General features: G+C 55.5%; 18 protein-coding genes. 8 read left to right on the forward strand and 10 right to left on the reverse strand.

The genetic code is table 11. The features are described 5' to 3' along the window. The first annotated feature begins 57 nt into the window (after nt 1-57). On the forward strand, nt 58-1575 hold the full coding sequence (locus tag ACR0FE_RS12825; protein ID WP_480913048.1) for a L,D-transpeptidase family protein: 1518 nt from the start codon (nt 58-60) through the stop codon (nt 1573-1575). 112 nt (nt 1576-1687) lie between these two features. Beyond that, nucleotides 1688-4432, forward strand: a complete 2745-nt coding sequence (locus ACR0FE_RS12830) for an AsmA family protein (protein WP_480913050.1) — start codon at nt 1688-1690, stop codon at nt 4430-4432. 12 nt (nt 4433-4444) lie between these two features. Here ACR0FE_RS12830 and ACR0FE_RS12835 read toward each other — a convergent pair whose 3' ends face one another. The 3 genes from ACR0FE_RS12835 to ACR0FE_RS12845 form a co-directional block, all read right to left on the reverse strand. Beyond that, nucleotides 4445-4945: a hypothetical protein gene (locus ACR0FE_RS12835; RefSeq protein WP_170617178.1), complete on the reverse strand. Its 501-nt coding sequence runs from the start codon at nt 4943-4945 to the stop codon at nt 4445-4447. Nucleotides 4946-5031: 86 nt separating this feature from the next. Then, nucleotides 5032-6654, reverse strand: coding sequence for a mechanosensitive ion channel family protein (locus ACR0FE_RS12840; RefSeq protein ID WP_480913052.1), 1623 nt, complete (start codon nt 6652-6654; stop codon nt 5032-5034). Next, complete coding sequence (locus tag ACR0FE_RS12845; protein WP_480913054.1) at nt 6651-7973, reverse strand: mechanosensitive ion channel family protein; 1323 nt, start codon at nt 7971-7973, stop codon at nt 6651-6653. Before ACR0FE_RS12845 ends, ACR0FE_RS12840 begins: the two co-directional genes overlap by 4 nt. Nucleotides 7974-8517: 544 nt before the next feature. On the opposite strand from ACR0FE_RS12845, the gene ACR0FE_RS12850 reads away from it, so the two are divergent. Genes ACR0FE_RS12850 through ACR0FE_RS12860 form a run of 3 tightly spaced genes read left to right on the forward strand, consistent with a single transcriptional unit; the run spans nt 8518 to nt 11662 of the window. Beyond that, complete coding sequence (locus ACR0FE_RS12850; protein WP_480913057.1) at nt 8518-9906, forward strand: arylsulfotransferase family protein; 1389 nt, start codon at nt 8518-8520, stop codon at nt 9904-9906. Next, on the forward strand, nt 9906-10163 hold the full coding sequence (locus tag ACR0FE_RS12855) for a hypothetical protein (RefSeq protein WP_480908849.1): 258 nt from the start codon (nt 9906-9908) through the stop codon (nt 10161-10163). The genes ACR0FE_RS12850 and ACR0FE_RS12855 overlap by 1 nt, the downstream gene beginning before the upstream one ends. Further along, nucleotides 10160-11662, forward strand: coding sequence for a sulfotransferase (locus ACR0FE_RS12860; RefSeq protein WP_480913059.1), 1503 nt, complete (start codon nt 10160-10162; stop codon nt 11660-11662). The genes ACR0FE_RS12855 and ACR0FE_RS12860 overlap by 4 nt, the downstream gene beginning before the upstream one ends. A 77-nt stretch (nt 11663-11739) precedes the next feature. Here ACR0FE_RS12860 and ACR0FE_RS12865 read toward each other — a convergent pair whose 3' ends face one another. Continuing rightward, nucleotides 11740-13089, reverse strand: coding sequence for an ATP-binding protein (locus ACR0FE_RS12865; RefSeq protein WP_480813278.1), 1350 nt, complete (start codon nt 13087-13089; stop codon nt 11740-11742). Continuing rightward, a complete protein-coding gene (locus ACR0FE_RS12870; RefSeq protein WP_170808303.1) occupies nt 13089-13748 on the reverse strand; it encodes a response regulator transcription factor in 660 nt (219 codons plus the stop codon). The genes ACR0FE_RS12865 and ACR0FE_RS12870 overlap by 1 nt, the downstream gene beginning before the upstream one ends. 23 nt (nt 13749-13771) lie before the next feature. Between ACR0FE_RS12870 and ACR0FE_RS12875 the strand changes: the two genes are divergently transcribed. Both ACR0FE_RS12875 and ACR0FE_RS12880 read left to right on the forward strand, forming a co-directional pair. After that, entirely contained in the window at nt 13772-14353 is a 582-nt protein-coding gene (locus ACR0FE_RS12875; protein WP_480913061.1) for a hypothetical protein, read from the forward strand. Nucleotides 14354-14638: 285 nt separating this feature from the next. Further along, nucleotides 14639-15706 carry a hypothetical protein gene (locus ACR0FE_RS12880; protein ID WP_480913063.1) on the forward strand — a complete coding sequence of 356 codons (1068 nt, stop codon included), beginning with the start codon at nt 14639-14641 and terminating at the stop codon, nt 15704-15706. 226 nt (nt 15707-15932) lie between these two features. On the opposite strand, the gene ACR0FE_RS12885 is transcribed toward ACR0FE_RS12880, so the two are convergent. The 5 genes from ACR0FE_RS12885 to ACR0FE_RS12905 all read right to left on the reverse strand — a co-directional run bounded on the left by ACR0FE_RS12885 (nt 15933) and on the right by ACR0FE_RS12905 (nt 20751). Further along, a complete protein-coding gene (locus ACR0FE_RS12885) occupies nt 15933-16121 on the reverse strand; it encodes a hypothetical protein (RefSeq protein ID WP_170617162.1) in 189 nt (62 codons plus the stop codon). A 414-nt stretch (nt 16122-16535) separates the two neighbouring features. Further along, nucleotides 16536-17318, reverse strand: coding sequence for an arginine deiminase family protein (locus ACR0FE_RS12890; RefSeq protein WP_480913066.1), 783 nt, complete (start codon nt 17316-17318; stop codon nt 16536-16538). A gap of 3 nt (nt 17319-17321) precedes the next feature. Beyond that, a complete protein-coding gene (locus ACR0FE_RS12895) occupies nt 17322-18926 on the reverse strand; it encodes a 5-guanidino-2-oxopentanoate decarboxylase (protein ID WP_480913067.1) in 1605 nt (534 codons plus the stop codon). Continuing rightward, the gene (locus ACR0FE_RS12900; RefSeq protein ID WP_480913069.1) at nt 18923-20107 is read right to left on the reverse strand and encodes a pyridoxal phosphate-dependent aminotransferase; all 1185 of its coding nucleotides are present in this window, start codon (nt 20105-20107) and stop codon (nt 18923-18925) included. The genes ACR0FE_RS12895 and ACR0FE_RS12900 overlap by 4 nt, the downstream gene beginning before the upstream one ends. Then, nucleotides 20104-20751 carry a TetR/AcrR family transcriptional regulator gene (locus ACR0FE_RS12905; RefSeq protein WP_480913072.1) on the reverse strand — a complete coding sequence of 216 codons (648 nt, stop codon included), beginning with the start codon at nt 20749-20751 and terminating at the stop codon, nt 20104-20106. Before ACR0FE_RS12905 ends, ACR0FE_RS12900 begins: the two co-directional genes overlap by 4 nt. A 92-nt stretch (nt 20752-20843) precedes the next feature. Between ACR0FE_RS12905 and ACR0FE_RS12910 the strand changes: the two genes are divergently transcribed. Beyond that, nucleotides 20844-21635, forward strand: a complete 792-nt coding sequence (locus ACR0FE_RS12910; RefSeq protein ID WP_480913074.1) for an ABC transporter ATP-binding protein — start codon at nt 20844-20846, stop codon at nt 21633-21635. Nucleotides 21636-21659 lie beyond the last annotated feature (24 nt).

The raw sequence follows: 21659 nt of genomic DNA on the forward strand, positions 1-21659 counted from the left end.
GTATGTCCAAACCTGAGTATTGCAAATCAAGTCTCGAAACAGATTGAAGCGTTTCTGGTGTCAAGCGACAACGCTGGTAGCGCACTTCCCAACAGCAAAAGCCTGAATGCGAAAATCCTGGTGCCGCGTTTTTACGGAGAACGGGGCTTTGCGCCGGTATGGACACGCGATGAACTGGTTGACGAACTTTTTGAAGAGTTGGATGGGGCCATTGATCAGGGGTTCAGACCCGATGACTTCAAACTAGACGAACTTCGAACCGCCTTAAAAACCTCACAGGGTGGGGATGCCTCGGATCAAGCTTACTTCGACATTCTGGCGACCGATGCCGCCGTTAAACTTGTGCACCATCTGGTGTTTGGGAAAGTTGACCCAAACGCACTGGACGGCGATTGGAACTTCTCAAAACCGGTAGTTCAACAAGATCCAGCCACGGTATTGAACCAGTTTCTTCAGGGGGAGGGCTTTAGCGCATTAATTGAACGCATCGACATCGACAACGCCCAATATGCGATGCTTGTTGACGCACTGAGAAAATACAGAGCCATCGCATCGCAAGGGGGCTGGACCAAAGTTCCCGAAGACACTGTTTTGAAGCCGGAAATGGTGGATCCGGCCGTTGCAAAACTGCGCGAAAGGCTTGTGGCAGAGGGTTATGCAGGAGCAGACGCTTCGTCGGATACCAGCCAAGATGGTGAAAACCCGGCTTGGGTTTACGACGATAACCTGGTCGAGTTGGTTAAGAGCTTTCAAAGTCGCCACGGGTTGGAAGCAGACGGGGTTATTGGCGGCAAGACGTTCGGTTCACTCAATAAACCCGTAGAAGACCGTGTAAACAAGCTGCGTCTCAGTCTGGAACGAGGCCGTTGGCTGATGCGGGAAATCGACGACGAGTTCGTGCTGGTGAACATTGCCGGCGCCCGCACATACATGGTCAAATCGGATGGTACGCTTTGGACCACCAGGTCGATTACGGGGTCAGCCTATAGAAAAACCCCGGTGTTCCGGGATGAAATCGAATACATGGAGTTCAACCCGACCTGGACCGTTCCCGCTTCGATTTTTCGCAAAGACAAGTTGTCTCGCATCCGCCAGGATCCGACCTATCTGTCGCGTAACAATTATGTGGTGCGGAACAAAGACGGGCAGACAATTCCTGCCAATATTGTGAATTGGGGGGCAAAGAACCCCGGCGTCACGCTTGTTCAGCAACCGGGCCCGGACAATGCGTTGGGTTTGGTCAAGTTCATGTTTCCCAACAAGTACGCGGTGTACTTGCATGACACCAACGACCCCAGTCTTTTTGACCGAAACGAAAGGAACCTCAGTTCCGGCTGCGTTCGCCTTGAGTATCCGTTCGAATTCGCAAGTCTTCTGATGGAAGGTGAGCCGGACTGGAGCAGACAAAAAATGCAGTCCATTCTGGATAGCGGAAAGACAACCCGCATCAACCTGCCCGAGCCGATGCCGGTTCTCCTGACTTATTGGACAGCGTGGGTTGAGGACGGGGTCGTTCACTTCCGCGAAGACCCATACGAACGGGATGCGCGCATCCTTGCGGCTTTGGACCGCTGAGTGCGCAAAGCGCGGCACAAGGAAACCTTGTTTTCGGGCCAAACAGCCAGAATGGTTGGAGATTTCCGTTTTCGAGGTAGACTGGCCTATGTGAGCGGCGACAAGAGAACGCATGAGGACTTGGCTATTTAGAATATTCGGCATTGTCGCGTTTCTCGTTTTCGCAGCAATCGCCTTTGTCTGGTTGTTGCTGGCTGCGCCGTTGTTTTCAGACATGCGGCGCGGCCTTGTTGAACAAGTTCTTTCGGAACAAATCGGGCGACCACTTTTGGTCAACGACGATGTGAGCGTCGCGCTTGGGCGTATCACGCACATCTATGTCGGCGGCGTGGTAATCCCGAGCCTGACAATGGCAGATACATCGCTTGCCGAACTAAGTCGCCTGGAACTGGAACTGGATGTTGCGGCTTTGGCCAACGGTCGAATTCAGTTTGATAATCTCGTGGTGGACGGCCTCCAGGCCAATTTTCTTACGTCGTCTGACGGCACGACAAGCTGGCAAAAGGGTCAAACGCCACCAAAGCCAAAACCCGCAAGCGATCAGTCAGAGGACAATCAAGACGCTTTGGCCGAGGTCGAGGAGCCCGCCGAGAGTGACGCGGAAGGCAGCGGAATCCTCGCATTTCTCAGCGACAAGAACGTGAGTTTCAGTTCGATAGGGCTGACCATTGATGACCAAGTCTCGGGCTTTTCGTTTGTGTTCGACCTTCAGTCGCTCGGCCTCGAACAGGTGGATGACGGACAAAGAACAAAGGTCTCAGGGGCAGGTGCCGTCAATGGCCAAAGCTTCCAGATAGAGGGCGACTATCCGCACGGCGCGCCGTTTACGACCCGTGCCAATTTCGGGGGGATGACGGTCAACTACGACGGCGAGCCATTGTCAGAGGGCGCAGGCGGAGGCTATCGCGCTGTTCTGCAGATGGACACTGGTGAATTCGGTGATTTTCTTGAAGTCATCGGGCTGGAGCGCGTTCTAGAGGGGAATGGCCAACTTGAAGCCGAGCTTGTGTCACAGGACACTCTTAAAGTTGAGAGTTTCAAGACCACGATTAGCCTCGCGGAGGGACAGCAGCTTTCGGCTGAGGGGTCCATTGAAGACCTCTACGCAGCCCAAGGCGTCGACCTTCTTTTTGACGCGCGGCTTCACCCCGAAGGACAGCCCCCGCAAGCAGCCAAGAGTATTCGGGAACTGAAGTTCACGGCGTTTGAAATGCACATGGTTGGATCGCTGGAGTCATTCGAGTTTGAAGAGCTTCTGTTTCAAACCAACGCATTTGATCAAGGACTGGACGTTATCGGGCCAGCCTCCATCGAACGCATTCGCCGTATGCCAGATGGTCGGCTTGCGATGTTGGGCATTACCTTGCAAGCCGGGCCAGTCGAGGATCCGGTTCTCAAGGCGGAAGGTGAAATCCTCGACCTGCTTCAACTTCAGGATGTGACATTTGAGGGAACCCTGGAAGGACCTGCCAGATTGATTCTGCCAAATCTGGATGAAGATTTCGTCGACCAGTTTGGTGGTATCAACGCCGACTTCAGCCTGTCCAACAAGGGTGGGCCGGTTTCTCTCGACAGGTTCAACGCAACCACCTACGGCACTGATCTCTGGGCGCTCGATCTAGAGCTGTCTGTAAACGAGATCAAAGGGTTGGCAGGTCTCGATTTCGACGTGGAACTGGATGTGGGTGACGGCGCTGAGTTTCTGACCGCGCTCAATCTGGAACCTGTCCCAGTTGGTGCGCTGGCCATTGATGCAGAAACCTCGAAACAGGGCGACGATTTCGATGCCTCGATCGTGTTTGAAGCCGGGTCGTCACACCTACTGGCCGCATTGGGCGCAAAGTTTCCCGAGGGCGCTTCTGTTGTTCGTGGCAACGTTACAAGCGAAAGGCTCGATCTTGGCGACCTGAAGAACCTGACTGCGACGCTGAACCAACTTAAGAGCCTGGTGGGCGAGGCCGCGAAGAAAGTTGAAACCGACGTACAGCCCCTGGTTCTGCCGAAGGAAACGGATGTCCAGCCGTTGGTCTTGCCCAAGGAGAAAGGCAAGCCTGCCGATCTTCTGGATGTGCAGCGGGTGCTGCAAGAGGCTGATCTTGAGGTGCAGATCGAATTCAAAGAGATTGTAGGCCAAAAAGGGGTAACATCTGTTTCAAGCCAGTTGTCCGCAAAGGAAGGGACGGTCGATTTTGGCCCGCTCCAGATGGCCTATGGTGGTGGAAACTTCAGCCTGCGGGCGGTGATGGACCTGATTGACTCACCTGATTGGCTTTCCCTGTCCGGTTCCACGTCAGGATGGGAATTCGGTGAGATCCTTGACGAACTGGGTATCGGAATCGATGCCTATGGGCGTTTGAGCGGTGAGTTCAACGTTTCGGGCAGTACGGCGTCCGGCAAAGCCTTCATCAATTCCATGCGCGGCGACGCCTCTTTGTCGATGTCGCAAGGCTATGTCAGCACCAGCCTGCTGGAACTGGCAGGGCTTGGTATTTTCCCGTGGCTGTTCTCCGAGGAGTTTCGTCAAGGGTACACCGACATCACCTGCGTGGTGGCACCGGTACGCATTGAAGCCGGGCAGGTAAGCTCGAACTCCATAGTGGTTGAGACGGGCTCGGTCCAATTGGTGGCCAGGGGGCAGGTAGACTGGTTGAACGATACAATCGCGATCAGGGCGGAGCCGCGCCGGGTTGGCAAACCTTTGTCCCGAAGCGCATGGCCGTTCGACGTGACCGGTCAGCTTTCGTCGCCAAAATTCAAACTGGATGTGGGTGGATCAAGAAGTGAAGCACCTGATGGTGCAGACGAAATGCCGGCGGACAGGCAACCTTGCGTTCCGGATATTTCCCAATTGGAATAGCTTGGCGTGGTCTTATTCGTTTAGCCGTTGCGGCTGTTCGGCCTGACACGCCAGAACGGCCTCGATGGCTTTTGCGGACCCACTCAAATCGAGTTCTACCTCGGCTCCGCTTTCACCAATGATCGTGACGCTTTGGCGCTTTCCGAATTCACCTACAAATGCAGGGTTATCGAAATAGGCGTAACCTCCGGGGACGCCATTCTTGAAAACACCGACCGCTTCGCCTTCGAACTTCGCGTCACCGAAATCGAACTTAACAATCCCCGTCGCCCCATCCTCGATCTGAACCCAGGCCGGATTGTAGGCTGCGAAAAAGCCACCACCCTGCTTGGGGGCGGCCCCTATTTCGACCGTCATATCGTTTTCAAAGGGTTTCCAGGCGAGACACCCGTTGCCTTTCTCAGGATCAATCAGGATTTTCCAGTCTCCGGACTCACCCCATTGTTCCATACCGGCAGCGAAAGCAAAGCTCCCACTAAGCACGAAAGCTGCGGACAGTGCCCACTTGATCATCTGAAACCTCAAATCGTTCTGAAGACTACATCTGTAACTCTACCTGTTGCGCGGCCCCGATCCAACTGCTCCAATAGTGGGCAAGGTCACTTGGTTTGTTCGGCTGTACTCGCGAGCTTTCCGTCCCATTCCTCTGTCGGAACTTTCGGTTCTGGCGGGTCGGCAATGTAGGACGGCGTCATTATCTGCGTTCCGTTTTCATTGAACACGTCGACAATGTTCTCATGAAGATCGGACAGTATCTTGGGCAGGCTCGATCCACGAGACGTGTATGCATTGATTTCATAGTTGATTGCGTAGTCGGCCAACTGGGTCCAAAGCACAAATGGTTCAGGGTTCTTTTTCAATCCTTGCGTGCGATGGGCTGCTTCCACAAGCATCGCCTTGATCTTCTTTGGTGGCTCTTCGTATCCAATTCCCACCGTCGTATGCACCAATATCCCGCGACCATCCACTTTTCGCGAGTAATTTATGACTTCGGAATTGAGAAGCTGCGCGTTTGGAATACTTATCATTTCGTTTTTGACGGATTTGATAAGAGTTTCCATCAGCTTTATCTCGGTGACGTCCCCGATCTTGTCGCCGACCTTAATGCGATCACCAACGTTTGTACTGCGCCTGTAGATAACGAACAGACCAGCCATCATGTTTGAAACAACGGTGTTCGAGCCAAGCGAAACCATGATGCCGGCCAGAATTGTCAGACCCTGAAAGGCACGGGAGTCAGATCCCGGAATATAGGGGTACGCAAACACAAGTGCGATCACGATGATCAATGCCCTGACCAACATGTTCGTGGGTGCAATCCAGTGATCTTCAAAGTCCTTGAGCTCGAACACGCCGCTCTCAAGGTTTTCAAAAAACAGGTCGATGCCGCGAATTGCCATCCGCGTCACAGCGGCAATGATCACAAGCATGATCAGATTTGGGATGTACCCCACGATAGCCAACACGACACTGATGAGCGGCTCGCTGATGTATTTCAAAAGGATCTGGGCGATGTCCTGTGTTTCCGCGAAAGACAGCAGCACCAATGAAAGGTAGTAGTAAAAGAAGAACAGAAACAGGACCCACATCAATATGTGGATCGAGTAAACGATGATCGAGGCAATTGCCCTGCTTCTCAAGATCGACTTGGTGGCTTCCTCGACGCCTTCTGCTCTCTTCTCCAGGTTATTTCTGATATATCTCAACAGCTTTCGCCGCTTTGCAAAAAACCCATAAGACGCAAGGGCAAAGATCACCGTCCAAGCAAATGCAGCCATCGCGCTGTCGACTCTGCCCTCATTGGACCTGGCATCCCGGTATTGCAGGATCGCAGCCTCGATCGCCTCTGCTTGCAGCCCGGCCAGGACTTCAATCGCCATCTGTTCATGCTCGGCATCCGCTTGGGTGGTTATCGTAACCATTTGCCCGTCGGCGCGGATCAGCTTCCCGAATTCAGCGTCCGAAATCAACAATTGGACAGTTGATTTGTTGGAAGCATCAGCGACCTGGGCTATCCGTTCTTCGATTTTTCTGGCTCGTTCCGTGGCAGGCAAAGCGCTTGAGCCTCGAACCACGAACAACTCCTCACCGTCGACAACGACCGGAGCTACGAATTCAGGATCTTCTCTTTCTTCCTGTGGAGTAAGTGCTTCTTCTGACTGGGCAAATGCGACACCACACACAAGTAGAAGGGACGCGAACCAAAGCGATACAGCTCTCATGACTTTGCTCCCTCTACGGGTATCAGATGAACATCCCGTTGTGGGAAGGGGATCGAAATGCCCTCTTGGTCGAACTTCTCTTTCGCTTGCCCAGTGAGGTCCCAATAGACTGTCCAATAGTCTTCGGACTTGGACCATGGGCGACAGAAGATATTGACCGAACTGTCTCCCAGCTCTCCTACAAAAACCTCGGGTTCTGGCGTCTTCAGACATAGCTTGTGCTGCGCCACCAGATCTTTGAGAACCTCAATTGCCCGGGCCGCGTTGTCCGAATACGCGATGCCGAAAACCAGATCGACGCGACGTTCTTCCGACGCGCTTACGTTGGTTATCACGTCGCCCCAAATCTTGCTGTTCGGAACCACGATAATCTGGTTGTCGAATGTTCTGATTTTCGTTGAAACCACGGACATCTCGTCCACAAAGCCCGATGAACCGCCGACCTGTATATAGTCGCCAGTGTCGAACGGTTTGAGGACCATGATCATCAGGCCGCTTGCCAGGTTGCCCAACGTTTCTTGCAACGCAAAGCCCAGGATGAAGGACAAACCGCCCAGTATTGCAAACAGGGGTGTAACGTTAACGCCAAACAGCGCCAAAACGACCAATATGCCAAGGACAAAAACAGCCCAATAAACGGTTGTGGCCACGAACCTTTTCAGCATCCTCGAAATCGTCGGAATTTTGTTTAGCCCACGCTCGGTGACGCGTCGCACCATTCGGGCGATGAACATCATGGCCCAGACGGCCAGCAAGACGCCCAGACCAGCCATCAGCAGACCGATGCCCCCGTCCCAGGAAATCAGCCAGGCCCAGGCGTTCTGGAAAAGCGTTTGAAGATCAGTTGTTTTTAGCGCGCCGGCTTTCAGAGCGAGAATATAGTCGGTGTGCGGCGTCAGATCTTCGGCCTTCGCACCTTTCAATGTCCATGCCTCGAGCACCACGCGATAGTTGTCCAAAATTTCGGATCCGGTGTCATTCAAGGATGACAACTGCGATCTCAAGCCATCCTCCTGAGCTTCGCTTGCTGACCGGAGTTTCAGATTAACCTGAGCGATGTCTTCGAGCTGAGAGCGCACATATCCCTGCCAAGTGGTTGCGACCTCGCTAAGCTCCTCAGCGGTCAAGGGGACAAGCAGGACTTCCAAGTCATCCGCCGATATTGACTGATCGACGACCTCATCCAGAAGATTACTATTTTCAACTTCAACGGTTTCCGGCTCGGCCGTCGTTTCTTGCGCGCTGGCAGGAAACGTAGTTGAGATCGCTGCGAACCAAAGGAATAGCCAAATAAGCCCGGCTCCGAGTGATCGTCTCATTTATCTGTCCCCTTCCTCTTTAACGGTTAAAAAGAGCACACAGAGACGCAACAAATCTACACTCATGTTCGAAATCGAATGTTTTGGTGTGATGAACTTGTTGCACGTGGGCCCTGTCGAACCAAAATGATGCAGCTCTGGAAAGCTCCACAAGATAGCTCCATGTGACTTCAATAGTGCTAGTTTTGGATGAGCTTCCTAGAAAGGCGTATCCGTTTGCTTTCAAACAGTAAAATTAACTGAAGATGAACGGGGCGTTTTCAGTGCGTTCAAAGCTGGTCAAGCATAGTCACCTTGAGGCTGTGAAGCTAAGTGAAATGCACGTGTTTTGAGGGGAGAAACAAAACGTTCGAAGAAGGCTGGATTGGTGGTAAGATACGGTCTTCGACCTCTGCCTCGAACTTCCAGGGGGCTAACTACAGGTTTGAACGTCAGAAGTTTCTCCGGGCCTCAATGGAAGCGAGTTCAACTGGCTAACAGAACGTTGGGCTATGAGGCTGAGCCGCGTGTCCGGTGCCATGTTTGAGTATTGAGTTTGTTGATAATGAGTAAAGTGGGCAATAAGAAACCTAAGTTCGAAAAGCTGCCCGAACGGATGTTCTGGGCTTGTCTGTTCATCACCGTTGTATTTTCTTCGGTGCTTTTCGGGATAGTCGCGCAAAGAAAGAACTGGCCGCCTGTTCCACAGCTCCGCTCAGTTTACAAAGTCCTGTTCGTGGACAAATCGCTGACACGAGAGGCGCGGGCATACCATAAACATCTTCAGCCGACGCGCAAACAAGGCAGCGGTGTTGTAATCAATCGTCAGCCGGGCCGTCAGGACACCATTCTGCTGATGGGTTTCTTTGACGGTGAGAACCAGGCCAGGCTTGTGAACCGTGACGGCAGCGTCATCCGCAAGTGGTCGTTGAATTACACTGAGCATTTTCCCGATGCCGACACACGCCCTTGCGGTCATCTCAACAACCCTTTGATGACGGACGTTCATGGCGCATTGCTGACCGAGAAAGGCGAGCTTGTCTTCAGTTATGAGTATTGCGGGGCTGTCAAGCTGGACCGATGTTCCGGGGTTCTCTGGACGCTCAACGAAAAAACCCACCACTCGATAGTTACATCGGAAAACGGAGGATACCTGACGCTTGGCCGGGACGAATGGATGGCATCTGAAGTCGTTGATCGCTTTCCACCCTTTTCGACCCCCGCAACAAACGAGACGATACTGGAAGACACCATCCTGAGACTCGATCAACAGGGTCAGGTCCTTGAGCGCATTTCGATACCAGGCATCATTATCGACAGCGGGCTGTCCGCGTTGCTGACTGCCAACGGACGGGAGATTAAGCCATCGCATGTGGCGCGTAATGAGTTGGTTCATGCCAACAAAATTGACGAGCTGCCTTTGGAATTGGCGGACAAGTTTCCATCGTTCAGCGCAGGAGATTGGGTGATCTCTATGCGGGGGCTCAATCTTGTGATGGTGGTTGATGCGACCACCCGGAAAGTAAAGTGGCACCAGACGGGTCCCTGGGTCCGGCAGCACGATCCCGAGTTCCGCTCGGACGGGAAAATTTCGATCTTCAACAACAACGCTTACCTAACGTCCTACACGCCAACCGAGAAAACCCGGCTGGATGCGCCCCGCGAGACCAATATCATGGCGATTGATCCGGTAAGCCGCGAAACGGAAGTCGTATTCGGAAGCAAACCGGGGCAGGAGATGTTGTCGGTCGTACGCGGGCAGCATGAAATTCTGGAAAACGGCGGTATACTGATCACCGAGTTTGACGCCGGGCGCGTCCTGGAAGTGGACAGAACAGGCAAGGTGATCTGGGAATATGTAAATGAATATGATGACGAATTTGTTGGTGAGATCACCAATTCAAAACTCTATCCACCGGACTATTTTGAAGTCGATTGGAAGGAATGCACATAATGAACCGGCTTAGCAAACACACGCTCGTAGGCCGCATCGCCCAGCCTATGTTGGTTATCTGCACCGTCTTGTTACTGCTGCCGAGCCCGGCACAAGCCTATATCGGCCCCGGAGCAGGGTTGGGCGCGATAGCCGTTACGGTTGCTGTCATTCTGGGTGTGATTTTTCTGATCGTCGGTCTGGTCTGGTTCCCGCTCAAGCGGTGGGTCGGGGGGCGGAAGAAAAGGGCCGGTTCCGAAAACGACTCCGCACCATGACGTCAGCGTTAGCCGTTTCTCTTTTGGCGGTTGCAGGGTTCATTCTGGCCCTGTGGCTAACAAACATTGCAGGCACGGCCCAAAACGTTGTGAGCACCTGCATGGCGGGTGTCACTGCATTGTTTGACAATCAGCTTTCGGACGACGCCAAGGAAAAGGCTGCAAGGCAGGCGGGGTTGAAGCTGTTGGCGGGTGGTCTGAATCTGACATGGCGCATCGCGCTGGCCCTGGCTGCGGCGGGTCTGCCGATTGCATCAGCGGATTGGGCGGGCGTTGTGGCAGGTGAAGCGGTACTTGGGCTCATGCTTCGCCTGGATTACATCGTTGTGGTATCGGTTGTTGCCTTTGCGGGCGTCAAGATTGTCAGCTGGCTACGTCGTGCCGATGCTTCGGAAGATACTGAAGGGGGTCAGTACTCTTCGATCGACCAGTTTGTGCATAATCTTGCATTTTCAGGCCCGGCGGTGCTGAAACTGGGCGCGCGGCTAGAAGATCGCCTGGTAAGGCGGTCTTCCACTTCTGATGGGCAGCGACCGGTATTCGTAACCTCTCTCGCTCGCGGCGGCACAACGGCAGTCCTCAACGCACTGCACGATGCGCCCGAAGTAGCTACGCATATGTACCGGGATATGCCATTTATTACGGCTCCTGTTATGTGGAACAAAATAGCCGGCGGTCAGCAGCGCGGCGTCCGGCGGCAGCGGCGCGCCCACGGCGACGGGATGGAGATCGACCTTGATAGCCCGGAAGCGTTCGAGGAAGTGCTTTGGAAAGCGTTCTGGCCAGAGCGCTACCGGGGGACTTCGATTCCACTTTGGGACGTTGGCGACACAGACCCTCGGGCAGACCAGTTTTTGCGACAGCACATGAGCTGCATCATCAGAGCGCGGAACTGTCAGGCGGGTCCAAATGACGTGCCGAAAACGCGCTATTGCTCCAAGAATAACGCGAACATTGCCCGAATTCCCTATCTGCTCAAATCCTTCCCGGATTGCCGGATCGTGGTTCCGGTTCGGCGACCGGAATGCCATGCCGAGTCTCTGCTTCGCCAGCACAACAATTTCAGCAAGCTTCAGGCTCGGGACAGTTTTGTAACCCGATACATGGCCGATATCGGACATTTCGAGTTCGGGGATCTGCATAAACCCTTCTTGTTCAAGGACTTCGATCCGGTCGGCAAAGACACACATAGTCTGGACTATTGGCTGGACTACTGGATCTGCGCCTTCAAGGCGCTTCTGAAGCATAAGGATCAGTGCATTTTGTTGTTTCAGGACGACCTGCGCAGCGCCCCACAGGCAACCATGGAAACCTTGTATGACTTGCTTGGGCTGTCACCCGCCGCCCAAAGCTTTGAACAGTATTTTCATTCAAAACCCGACCTGGTCAGGACCGATAACTTTGAACTTTCGCGACTGCGAGATGCCCATGAAATCTATGCTGCTCTTAGGGATCACTCCATCACCACCGGATCGGCAGTTGCATCCAATCGAGCTTGAAGCAACTGGTCTAAGCACCAAGGGCTAACTAAGCAAATTCGAATTTTACCCGTTCCCGTAAGCTGGACCGCCATGCTTCAACTGGCGCCAGCATGAGAACCCAATGGGATCACGATGCTGCACCTCAGACCACCGAGTTCTTCCGACCTGCCCAGATCAAGACTGGCACCATATGCCGTGAGCAGATCCACTGCGATTGCCAGCCCCAAGCCGCTGCCGGTAACGGAGGTGTCGAGCCTCCCCCCGGACCGAAGCGCTTCGCGTCGGTCATTTTCGGGAATTCCGGGTCCGTCGTCTTCGATCCGAATTTCGATAAACTTGTCCTGCCGCGTCGTTGTCACCTGCACAATCTGCCGGCACCATTTCATTGAATTGTCCAGAAGGTTGCCCAGAACCTCTTCGATGTCCTGCTTGTCCATTCGAACCCACAGGCCGGGAATGGTCGCCACCTTTAATGTCTTCTGTTCACGCTCGGCCATCAGGGAAAACAGCTTTGCAAGCCGGTCGATGGAATTTGACAGGTCTGTACGGGAATGGGTCAGTTCGGCAGTGTTCATCGCGCGCATTCGCGCCAGAGAGCGGCCAAGTTGCGCATCGATCCGGTCTAGAGATTCTTGTGCGGTTTTGATGTCCACCCCGGCCTCGGACAAACTATCCAGTTCATTCTGCAAAATCGCGGCCGGTGTCTTCAGCGCATGTGCAAGATCAGCCGCCTGCCTGCGGGACCCGGAGACGATGTCGCGGTTGCGTTGCAATAGCTGGTTGAGGTCCTGGACAAGCGGCGACACTTCCTCGGGGTAGTCTTCCGGTCTGAGGTCTTCGTCCATGTCCCAACGCTGGGCCACATCTGACCGCAGTTTGCGAAGCGGCCCAAGAATGGCCGACATCAGCAACAGCGAACCGGCGATGCCTATCAGGCCAACCAGCCCAAAAACCGGGATTAGGCTGCGTTGTGCGGCCCGGCGTTCCGCGATGAGCTTGTCGCGGTTTTCAGCGACGCTGATGCCCCAGATCGTGCCATCTTCATAGGTGATCTTCTGATATATGCCGCGGACCGCTTCATTCTCCGGCCCATCGGTGTTCCACAGCATAACTGTGTCGGGTGCATCTTGCGGCTCGGCGAGGGTTTCATCGAAAAGGGAAGCCGAGGAGTAAACTTCGCCTGCCTCGCTTGTCACCTGCCAGTATCGCCCGGAATATGGCGTACTGTATGCCGGATCGAAAATCAGATCACGCAGTGCTTCGGGATTGTCGGTGGTGACACTCAGTCCAACGATCAGTTGTGTGTGCCGGTCCCGAAGCGTTGTATCGAACTGCTGGGAAACCCGGGAATCGATGTAGGAAAAAACCGCCAGCGTGCCCACACCCACAGACATCGCTCCGGACAATATTCCGCCCAGCAATGCCCGTTGTCGCAGCGAAAGCATCAGGCAGAATCGATCATGTATCCGCGACCCCGAACCGTTGTGATCAGGTCCGGTCCCAGCTTCTTGCGCAGGCGCGTAATAAATACGGCAATTGTGTTGGAATCCCGATCCTTGTCATACTCATAGATATGTTCCGACAATTCAGTGCGCGAGATCAGGCGCCCGGGGTTATGGGCCAGATAGGTGAGGACGGCGATTTCCTGTGCGGTCAGATCAACCGGAATTCCGTCCACGGAGACACGTCCGTTTCTTGTGTCCAAAAGGACGCTTCCCATTTCGATGACCGGGTTCAGCTGTCCGCTCTGTCGCCGTAAAATCGCACGGACGCGAGCCGCCAGTTCGGGCATGTGAAAAGGCTTGGTCATATAGTCATCCGCACCTGCATCCAGACCGTCCACCCGCTCGCTCCAGCCGTCTCGGGCGGTCAGGATCAGAACAGGCGTCTTTATTCCGGCACTGCGCCAATCTCGCAAAACGGAAATCCCGTCACGTTCCGGAAGGCCGATGTCCAAAATGATCATGTCGTAGGGTTCAGTCGACCCCATATGCAGAGCATCAACCCCGCTATGGACTACATCGACGATCCGACCTTCGGCGCTCAGTAGTTTTTTGATCTGCTCGCACAGGCGCGGTTCATCTTCTGCAAGTAGGATTCTCATGATTTGAAACTACAGGCGAATTGATGACGGATCATCAGTTATTTCTTGCCACCGCCATTGCCGTTGCCGCCGCCATTACCGCCGCCGTTGCCGCCGCCATTACCGCCGCCGTTGCCGCCCCCTTTCCCGCCCCCGTTCCCGCCCCCATTACCGCCGCCGTTGCCGCCGCCATTACCGCCACCGTTGCCGCCGCCATTGCCGCCACCGTTGCCGCCGCCATTACCGCCACTGTTGCCACCGGCGTTTCCATTCCCGTTGCCACCAGCGTTTCCATTGCCGCCGCGATTGTTGCCGGAATTACCTCTGCTGTCGCTGTTGGCACTTTTGCTATTGGTATTCTGCACGCTTCCGCTACCGGAATTGGCCGAATTGCCGGGTTTCGCCCGCGCTGCATTTGTAATCTCGCGGCTGACGCGAGACCGGTTGGACACGACGACACCCGTCTGGGCGTCCACGATGACGCTGATGATCTTCCCGTCAGGTTTCTTGACCAGGATACGATAGTAAACCTTATCGGATTCAAAGGCGCGGGCGTCGACGGGGGTTCCGCCGAAAACCTTTTCAACGCCTCTGATAACCCTCTTCAGGCGAATGGCACCACCTGATGTTGTGGCGTGCCGCAATTCGGATTGTTTAAGCTCGCGCACAGCAGCGTTGCCATCACCTGTCAAAAAACAGGTAATCAATCCCGCAGTTGCAAGCAGGTTCCCCAATCCTGAAAGTCTTAGCCGCACAAACATACTCAAACTCTACCGGCTTCAATGTGAACTGGTGATGAACCAGCAGTTAGGCGTGAGTTCAACCATAATATGGTCAAATGGGGTCAAATACATTTGCGTCCAACATAGAATGTTGACGCCTGAAGCAACACTGAGCCCGTGAGGTCCGTTATGAAAACCAAATTTTCCGGTCTGCTGAAAGCCTCCGCAGTCGCGATCTCCCTGATTGGGTCAACCGCGATCGTCGCGACGTTCACGTTTCCCGACATTGCTTATGCGAAAGAAGGAAAAGGTGGTGGAAATGGCGGCGGCAAAGGAGGAGGAAAAGGCGGCGGAAACGACGGCGGTAAAGGTGGCGGCAAGGGCAACGACAGCGCCGGAAAGGGGAACAAAGGTGCCGGAAAGGGTCAAGACGCCAAAGGCAAAGTGACTTCCAAAGGCGGCAGCAGGAAGTCCGCCGGGAAGACAGGTGGCAGAAAGTCCGCTTCCGGAAGCGGGAAATCGAACACGTCAAAGAGCAGCAATTTCTCTCTGAAAGATTTGTTCACGGGCAAGAAATCCAGCGACCGAACAGAAAAACCCAAGCGGAAATCGCAGCGCGTGGCGCGGAGCACCGAGTCTACCGTGCAGGTTGCAAAATCCGTTCGGCCTCTGTCCCGCAAAAAAGACGAATCATGGGCTGAAATTCTGGGCGCACACCCCTCTGAACTGGGTGCGTTGAATGCTGCTCACGCCAGTGAGACCGCTCTGAAAAACGCCGCGCCCAACTCGCGTGTCGGTCGTATTGCAACATACCGCGATACGGTTCTGGAAGGAGACGAACTGCGCGACGACCTGCAAGATGCCCAAGATCTTCTGGACGGGCTGGAACCGCCTTCACGTCCCATAGGTGAAATCGAAGATGATCTCGAAGCGGCCGAAGCTGATGTGCGCGCGGATGAAGAGCGCGTGGCGGAATTGGAACAGGAACTTGCCGACGCCGGGGGTACAGACCCCCATATCGAAGCGCAGTTGGACGAGGCGAATGCCGAACTGCAGGAATCCAGGGACACCGCTGCCGAGCTAGCTGCCGAACAGGAAGCTGCAAGCAATTACGACGACGCTGTTTCTGAAGTTGAGGACCTGCAGGGCCAGCTGGAGGATCAGACGCTTAGGGAACGTGAGGCGTTGGAGAATGCGGCCAACAAGCCGGTCACAGATGAAGTCGAAGCGGCGGTCAAGGCGTTGCTGGGGTTGTAAATCAGGAGTTTCGCGCCTTTCCGAATTCGGAGGCGCGAGAGGTCGGGCCAGCCAAATCATTTCCAACCCCTTGGCTGGCCCATCACCTACTGAACGCCAAGACATAACTCGGATCACATCTGAATATGCAAAGAAAAAGCCCGCTCTGGCGCAGAGCGGGCTTTAGCTTCGTATTGTTCCCGGGGAAGACGACACCCAAGGGAACCGAGAGATCGTCTGCGGTAACTCAGACGTCCCTCATCGCCTCAATCAGTCGCTTGTTATTCACAATATTGATGAGTGCGTTTTCAATAGGAGGGAAGCGACCGCTGCTCGAATCTTTGTTTTTCGACACGCCGCTGCAGACGACAGCGCTGGATGATTGCTTTGCCGCGGGGGGGGTGTGCATCGCAATCGCTGTGGTAGTTTTTTCCATGCATGTTCCCTTCCATAAAACCGGACGCATTTCTTTCCGCCCGACTTAGTGAACCCACTATGGTCGAAAACGGTTGAACACATAGAGAATACATTGTTCACTTTCAGTTAATGTTGTTGTTAGGTTGTAAACAAAGAACCTGAGGTAGTTCTTTTCGCTCGCAATTTTGTTGTGCGCAGACGGCTTTTTTCGAGAAACCGAGTTCCCTTACGACTGTTACAACCCGCCCGTTAATAACTCGTAAGGGTAATTGAAACACAGTTCAGCGCGAGGTCGCCTATAGTGAAGCTATCATCTCCGACCGTGTAGTCTCCGTTTCGATAGGGGTCCGACACAGGCGGAAAGTTCCGCCAGTGCTATTGCCAGAACCGTGCCTTGGACCGAGACTCTATTCTTGACGCGTTGCCCGACTGATCAAAACCGCAGGGACAGGCAAGACATGCCGCCGTCCAGCTTGGCGCAATCGGTGTTGTCGATCTGGAAAACCTCATATCCCGCTTTGTCCAACATCTCTGCCGTGCGCGGAAAACCAGCGGCCATAAGAACAAGGTTGTTGAATCGGATAGCATTTGCGGCGGCTTCTTCACCATCGGCCACATGCAGGACTCTGTAGCCTTCGAAACAGCCTGACGCATCAAGGCGCCTGGTCGACAGGATCGTCTCGGCATCCATCAACGAACAATCCGTTTTGAAATGCAAGACGCCGTCCGGCGCGAAGACTTCGCGCAGGACGTGGCCCCATTCACTGGCGATCTCGGCCAGTTCTGCCACGCCTGCAGCATCTGTGCGGTCGGAGCGGCCGACAAGGATTTCCTGTCCGGTCACCAGAATATCGCCGCCTTCGACATGGCCGGGGCCTTTGATCTCGCGAACATCGTCATAGCAGGCGCGGATTGTCGGTGCCATTTCAGCCACCTCGCCCAGCCGCGAGGGCGCGCCGGGTCGCATCAGGATGGCACCTTGCGGCAGGCACAGCGCAGTGTCTTCGACAAACTGGGCGTCCGGGAACGCGTCGAGCGGCTCAAGCTCAATCACCTCGGCCCCGGTGCTGCGCAGGGCTTCGACATAAGATGAATGGGCAGCCAGCATACCGTCAAGGCTGGGATTGCCGATGTCTTCGGCGCGCAGACCGTCGGCAATGGTCGAGGCGGGCCGACGGGTGATGGCCCGGGTAAATTCAAAGGTCGGATTTCGCATTGGTCACTCCTGATCCGGATTGCTTCCGGCAATGTCAATTTCCAGAATGGAGGGGCAATTCTGTGCGCTGGCTACTGCCAGAGCAGTCGCAATGGCACTCGGGTCTGGTGATACGCGTGTGTAGGGTATGCCGAACGAGGCAGCCGCGGCGGAAAATTCAGGCGGGGTCGGGTCGCACCCGATCACCTTCACATCCACGGCTTCCATCGAGGTGGTGATTTCGCCGTATCCGTGATTGTTCCACAGAACAAAGGTGATGCGCAGGTTTTCGTCCACTGCGGCCATGACCTCGGGCAGCGAGAACTGAGCACCGCCATCGCCAGCGATACAAATGACATGGGCGTCCGGGGCGGCGATCGCAGCGCCGATGGCGGCAGGTATACCATAGCCCAGCGCGCCATATCCGGTGGCCGCATTAAACCAGCCGCCGGGGCGGTCGTGGTCGTAATAGAGGTTGCCCGCATAGATCGGCTGAGTGGAATCTCCAATCATCAGCGCGCCCGGCACCGAATTGCGCATTTCGTTCAGAATTTGGACCTGAGCACGATAGTTCGGACCGATCTCTTCATACGCGGCGGCGCGGGTCTTTTCAGCGCGGGCCACCCCTGCGTTTTGGTTTGATTTGCCGGGCAGGGCTTTCAACAACGCGATCATAGCTTCGTCAGCGCGGCCTTCGATAGCAATCGCGGCATTGTGACGAGCCAACTGATGCGGGCAAATGTCAACGCGTATAAGCCGGGACATGGCCGCAGTTTTCCCAGTTGCATACATATCATAATCGGTGGGGCCCAGCTCGGTCCCCACAGCGAGGACGCAATCGGCATCTTCGATCAGTGCTTGGACGGACTTCAGGCTGGGGCTGGCGGGTACGGTAAGCGGATGACCATGCATCAACCCGCGGGCATTCACGGTTTGCACGACCGGCGCATCGAGGCGTTCTGCCAGAGCCTGCAACTGCGATCCGGCCGATTTTGTTCCGCCGCCAGCAAGGATGACCACTTTCTTCGCCGCCGATAATTGGTCTGCCGCGTCTTGAACCCGTGTTGGGTCCAATGCCGGGCAGTCCTTGGCACTCGGGGCCACGGCGCTCTGCGCAGCGAGGCCTGCGACATCCAGCGGGATCTGGATATGAGTTGGGCCGGGTCGACCTGCGGAGTAGGGGGCAAAAGTGCGGTCCAGAGCGGTGCCCAGGTCGTGAGCCTGCTCGACATGCTCGGAAACCAGCGCAACAGTTTTGGCCAGCGCGTGCTGATCGGGCAGTTCGTGCAGATGGCCAAGTCCCCGATTCAAGGTGCTGCGTTCGTTAACGCCTGAAACCACCAGCATTGGGACTGAGTCCGCCCGGGCCTGGGCCATTGGCGTCAGCGTGTTTGTCAGGCCAGGACCCGTGATCACAAAGGCAACGCCCGGTTTCCCCGAGACACGGGCATAGCCGTCAGCCATGAAGCCAGCGCCCTGTTCGTGTCGTGGTGTCACGTGACGGATGCCAGAGGCTGCAAGACCGCGATAAAGCTCGACCGTATGCACGCCGGGAATGCCAAAAACACAGGAGACACCCCTTTGCTTCAACTCGGCGACCAGCGCTTCGCCGACAGTTTGGTTGTTCATGCAACGCTCCGTTTCTTGCGGTTTGCGTGGGCGACGATGCGGTCCAGTGCGGTGACAAAACTGTCGTCGTCAATGGTGAGAGCAACCCGAACCCAGTCCCTGAGGCTTTCGCCAAAGGCAGAGCCGGGCATGACCGAAACACCATGCTCCAGCAGGTCCCAGGCATAAGCGTCGCCGTCCAATCCGCTGGCCGAGACGTTGACCAAGGCAAACATGCCGGCATCGGGCCGGTGGACGGTCAGCCCGGTTTCGGTGTGCAGACGGCTTTCCAGCAGTGCAGCACGCGCCGCGAAGCGCGACGCCATACTGGCAGCCACCGATGACCCCTTGCGCACGGCTTTTTCTGTCATGTCAGCAATGAAGGGTTGGTTGCCAAACAGCATAGTTTCCGAGACTGGCAGCAGCGCGGTGCAGAACTCGGCCGGGCCCACACACCAGCCGCTGCGAAAACCGGGGGCGGCGTGTGATTTGGAGATCGAAGAGACTGCAATGACCCGGTCTGCCAGCGCCGGATCAGAGAGGGGAGAAGCAAACTCTGCACCCTCAAAGATCAGATGCTCATAGACTTCGTCGGATATTATCCAGAGATCGTGTTCTATCGCGAGTTCACCAATCTTCCGAACGTCCTCGGGCGTCAGGATAGCGCCTGTCGGGTTGTGCGGAGTCGTGAGAAGAATGGCGCTGCTGCGGGGCGTAATGTGCGCGGCAATGTCTTCTGCCTGCAACCGAAATCCGTTTTCGAGGCGTAGCGGCACCGGCACCGGCTCGGCACCTGACGCTCGGATCACGCCCTCATAGGTGGCATACATTGGATCGCCTACCAGAACCTCGGTGCCAACTTCTGCGACGCCCTGCATGACAGTGAATAGGGCAGTCTGGGTGCCGGGAAAGCAAAGGATGTTCTCTGGCAGAAAGCGGCGTCCGCGGGTTACGGTGTAGGCCTCGGCCAGGGCTGCGCAAAGTCCGGCTTCGCCGCGTCCGTTGGAATACCCTGTGCGACCCGATTGCAGCGCGGCCGCTGCCGCGTCGCACAGTTCAGTTGGGGTTGGAACATCTGGTTCGCCAATGGTCATTTCCACGATATCGGCCCCGGCGTCGACCATAGCGCGTGCTTTCAGATGCACTTCCCATTTCCCGCCGCCCAAACCGGCCAGCCGTTCGGTAATTGCTGTCAGCCTCATTGGCGCTCACTCTCCTGCGTTAGATCCAAATCAATGATGGCGGAAACGGATTGCAGCCCGATTTCGACCAGTTCGCTCGGCGCAAAAGCATCGGGAAGGGCGCCGCCCTCAAGCCAGAGGCCGTCAATAACCGCGTTGCAGGCGATGGCCAGTTGACGCAGGCGGGCGGGAGAGGGGGCGCGGCCCGCTTCGTTCATCGAAGCGGCGATCAGCCCTTCCAGTTGGTCGCGAAAATAGGCGTATGTGCGTTCGTGCGTCGCCTTCATCTGTGGGTCGCGCTGCACCTTGTTCAGAAAGCTGGCCCACAGCGCGATTGCCCTTGGGTCGACAACCGGGGCTGTCAAAGACGCCGTCACAAAAGCGATCAACCGGGCGCGTGCGCTGGCCGCCGCGCCGTTTGCCGGGGCAAAGGTTTGATCCGTCATGGTGTTCATGTGGTGCTCGTAAGCGGCGACGATCAGTTCCTCTTTGGAGCTGAAGTAATGCCGGATCAGTCCCTGGGTGACATCTGCGCGCTCGGCGATTCCCCGTACCGTCGCCCCGCGCACGCCTTGTTCGGCCACCAGCTCAAGCGTGGCCAGAATCAGCGCCTCCTGCCGGGATTCAGCCGATTTCCGGCTGAATTTTTTGCGCTCTTCGCTCACGACAGTTCCTTTTTTCTGGCGGCTATAATTATACACTTGCATAATTACTGGGTTCGCGGCTTACTGCAATCAGAATTTTGGGGTCACGGAAAATGGACACTGCCACTGCATCAGTTCAGCAGACTGACACGCGCCGCGAGGCGATCCGGGTCGAGGATTTGCACAAGTCCTTTGGAAATCTGGAGGTGCTGAAAGGCGTGGATCTGACCGCGCATCAAGGTGATGTCGTGGCGATCATCGGCGGCTCGGGGTCGGGCAAGTCGACCATGCTGCGCTGTATCAATTTTCTTGAGACGCCGAGTTCGGGCAAGATTGTGATCGGCGGTGAGGAAGTGGCGATGCGGGCTGATGGCAGCCCGGCCAGCCAGAAGCAAATTGAACGGATCCGAACCAAGCTGGCGATGGTATTTCAACAGTTCAACCTGTGGACACATCGAACCCTTCTGGAAAACGTGATCGAGGTGCCGGTACATGTCCTGAAGGTTCCGAAATCCGAAGCCATCGAACGCGCACACGAATTGTTGCGTCGGGTAGGGCTGGGCGGCAAGGAAGACACGTTCCCCGCCTACTTGTCCGGCGGGCAGCAGCAGAGGGCTGCAATTGCCCGGGCATTGGCGGTGGACCCTTCCGCCATGCTGTTTGATGAACCGACCTCGGCGCTGGACCCTGAACTTGTGGGCGAAGTTCTGACAGTGATCCGCGATCTTGCCGCCGAAGGGCGCACCATGCTGCTGGTCACCCACGAAATGAAGTTCGCGCGCGAAGTCGCGAACCATGTCGTCTACCTTTACCAAGGTCGTATTGAAGAGCAGGGGAAGCCTGCTGAGATCTTTGGCAACCCGCAATCCGAACGACTGAAACAGTTCCTCAGTTCCGTCGGGTAGCACACAAAAAACCAAATAATATCA

The organism is Ruegeria sp. K7, assembly GCF_056531785.1.

Bases quoted from the DNA above. Each gene is read 5' to 3' on its own strand.
- ACR0FE_RS12830 (WP_480913050.1), top strand. From the start codon at position 1,688: ATGAGGACTTGGCTATTTAGAATATTCGGCATTGTCGCGTTTCTCGTT.
- ACR0FE_RS12835 (WP_170617178.1), bottom strand. From the start codon at position 4,945: ATGATCAAGTGGGCACTGTCCGCAGCTTTCGTGCTTAGTGGGAGCTTT.
- ACR0FE_RS12840 (WP_480913052.1), bottom strand. From the start codon at position 6,654: ATGAGAGCTGTATCGCTTTGGTTCGCGTCCCTTCTACTTGTGTGTGGT.
- ACR0FE_RS12845 (WP_480913054.1), bottom strand. From the start codon at position 7,973: ATGAGACGATCACTCGGAGCCGGGCTTATTTGGCTATTCCTTTGGTTC.
- ACR0FE_RS12850 (WP_480913057.1), top strand. From the start codon at position 8,518: ATGAGTAAAGTGGGCAATAAGAAACCTAAGTTCGAAAAGCTGCCCGAA.
- ACR0FE_RS12855 (WP_480908849.1), top strand. From the start codon at position 9,906: ATGAACCGGCTTAGCAAACACACGCTCGTAGGCCGCATCGCCCAGCCT.
- ACR0FE_RS12860 (WP_480913059.1), top strand. From the start codon at position 10,160: ATGACGTCAGCGTTAGCCGTTTCTCTTTTGGCGGTTGCAGGGTTCATT.
- ACR0FE_RS12865 (WP_480813278.1), bottom strand. From the start codon at position 13,089: ATGCTTTCGCTGCGACAACGGGCATTGCTGGGCGGAATATTGTCCGGA.
- ACR0FE_RS12870 (WP_170808303.1), bottom strand. From the start codon at position 13,748: ATGAGAATCCTACTTGCAGAAGATGAACCGCGCCTGTGCGAGCAGATC.
- ACR0FE_RS12875 (WP_480913061.1), top strand. From the start codon at position 13,772: ATGACGGATCATCAGTTATTTCTTGCCACCGCCATTGCCGTTGCCGCC.
- ACR0FE_RS12880 (WP_480913063.1), top strand. From the start codon at position 14,639: ATGAAAACCAAATTTTCCGGTCTGCTGAAAGCCTCCGCAGTCGCGATC.
- ACR0FE_RS12885 (WP_170617162.1), bottom strand. From the start codon at position 16,121: ATGGAAAAAACTACCACAGCGATTGCGATGCACACCCCCCCCGCGGCA.
- ACR0FE_RS12890 (WP_480913066.1), bottom strand. From the start codon at position 17,318: ATGCGAAATCCGACCTTTGAATTTACCCGGGCCATCACCCGTCGGCCC.
- ACR0FE_RS12895 (WP_480913067.1), bottom strand. From the start codon at position 18,926: ATGAACAACCAAACTGTCGGCGAAGCGCTGGTCGCCGAGTTGAAGCAA.
- ACR0FE_RS12900 (WP_480913069.1), bottom strand. From the start codon at position 20,107: ATGAGGCTGACAGCAATTACCGAACGGCTGGCCGGTTTGGGCGGCGGG.
- ACR0FE_RS12910 (WP_480913074.1), top strand. From the start codon at position 20,844: ATGGACACTGCCACTGCATCAGTTCAGCAGACTGACACGCGCCGCGAG.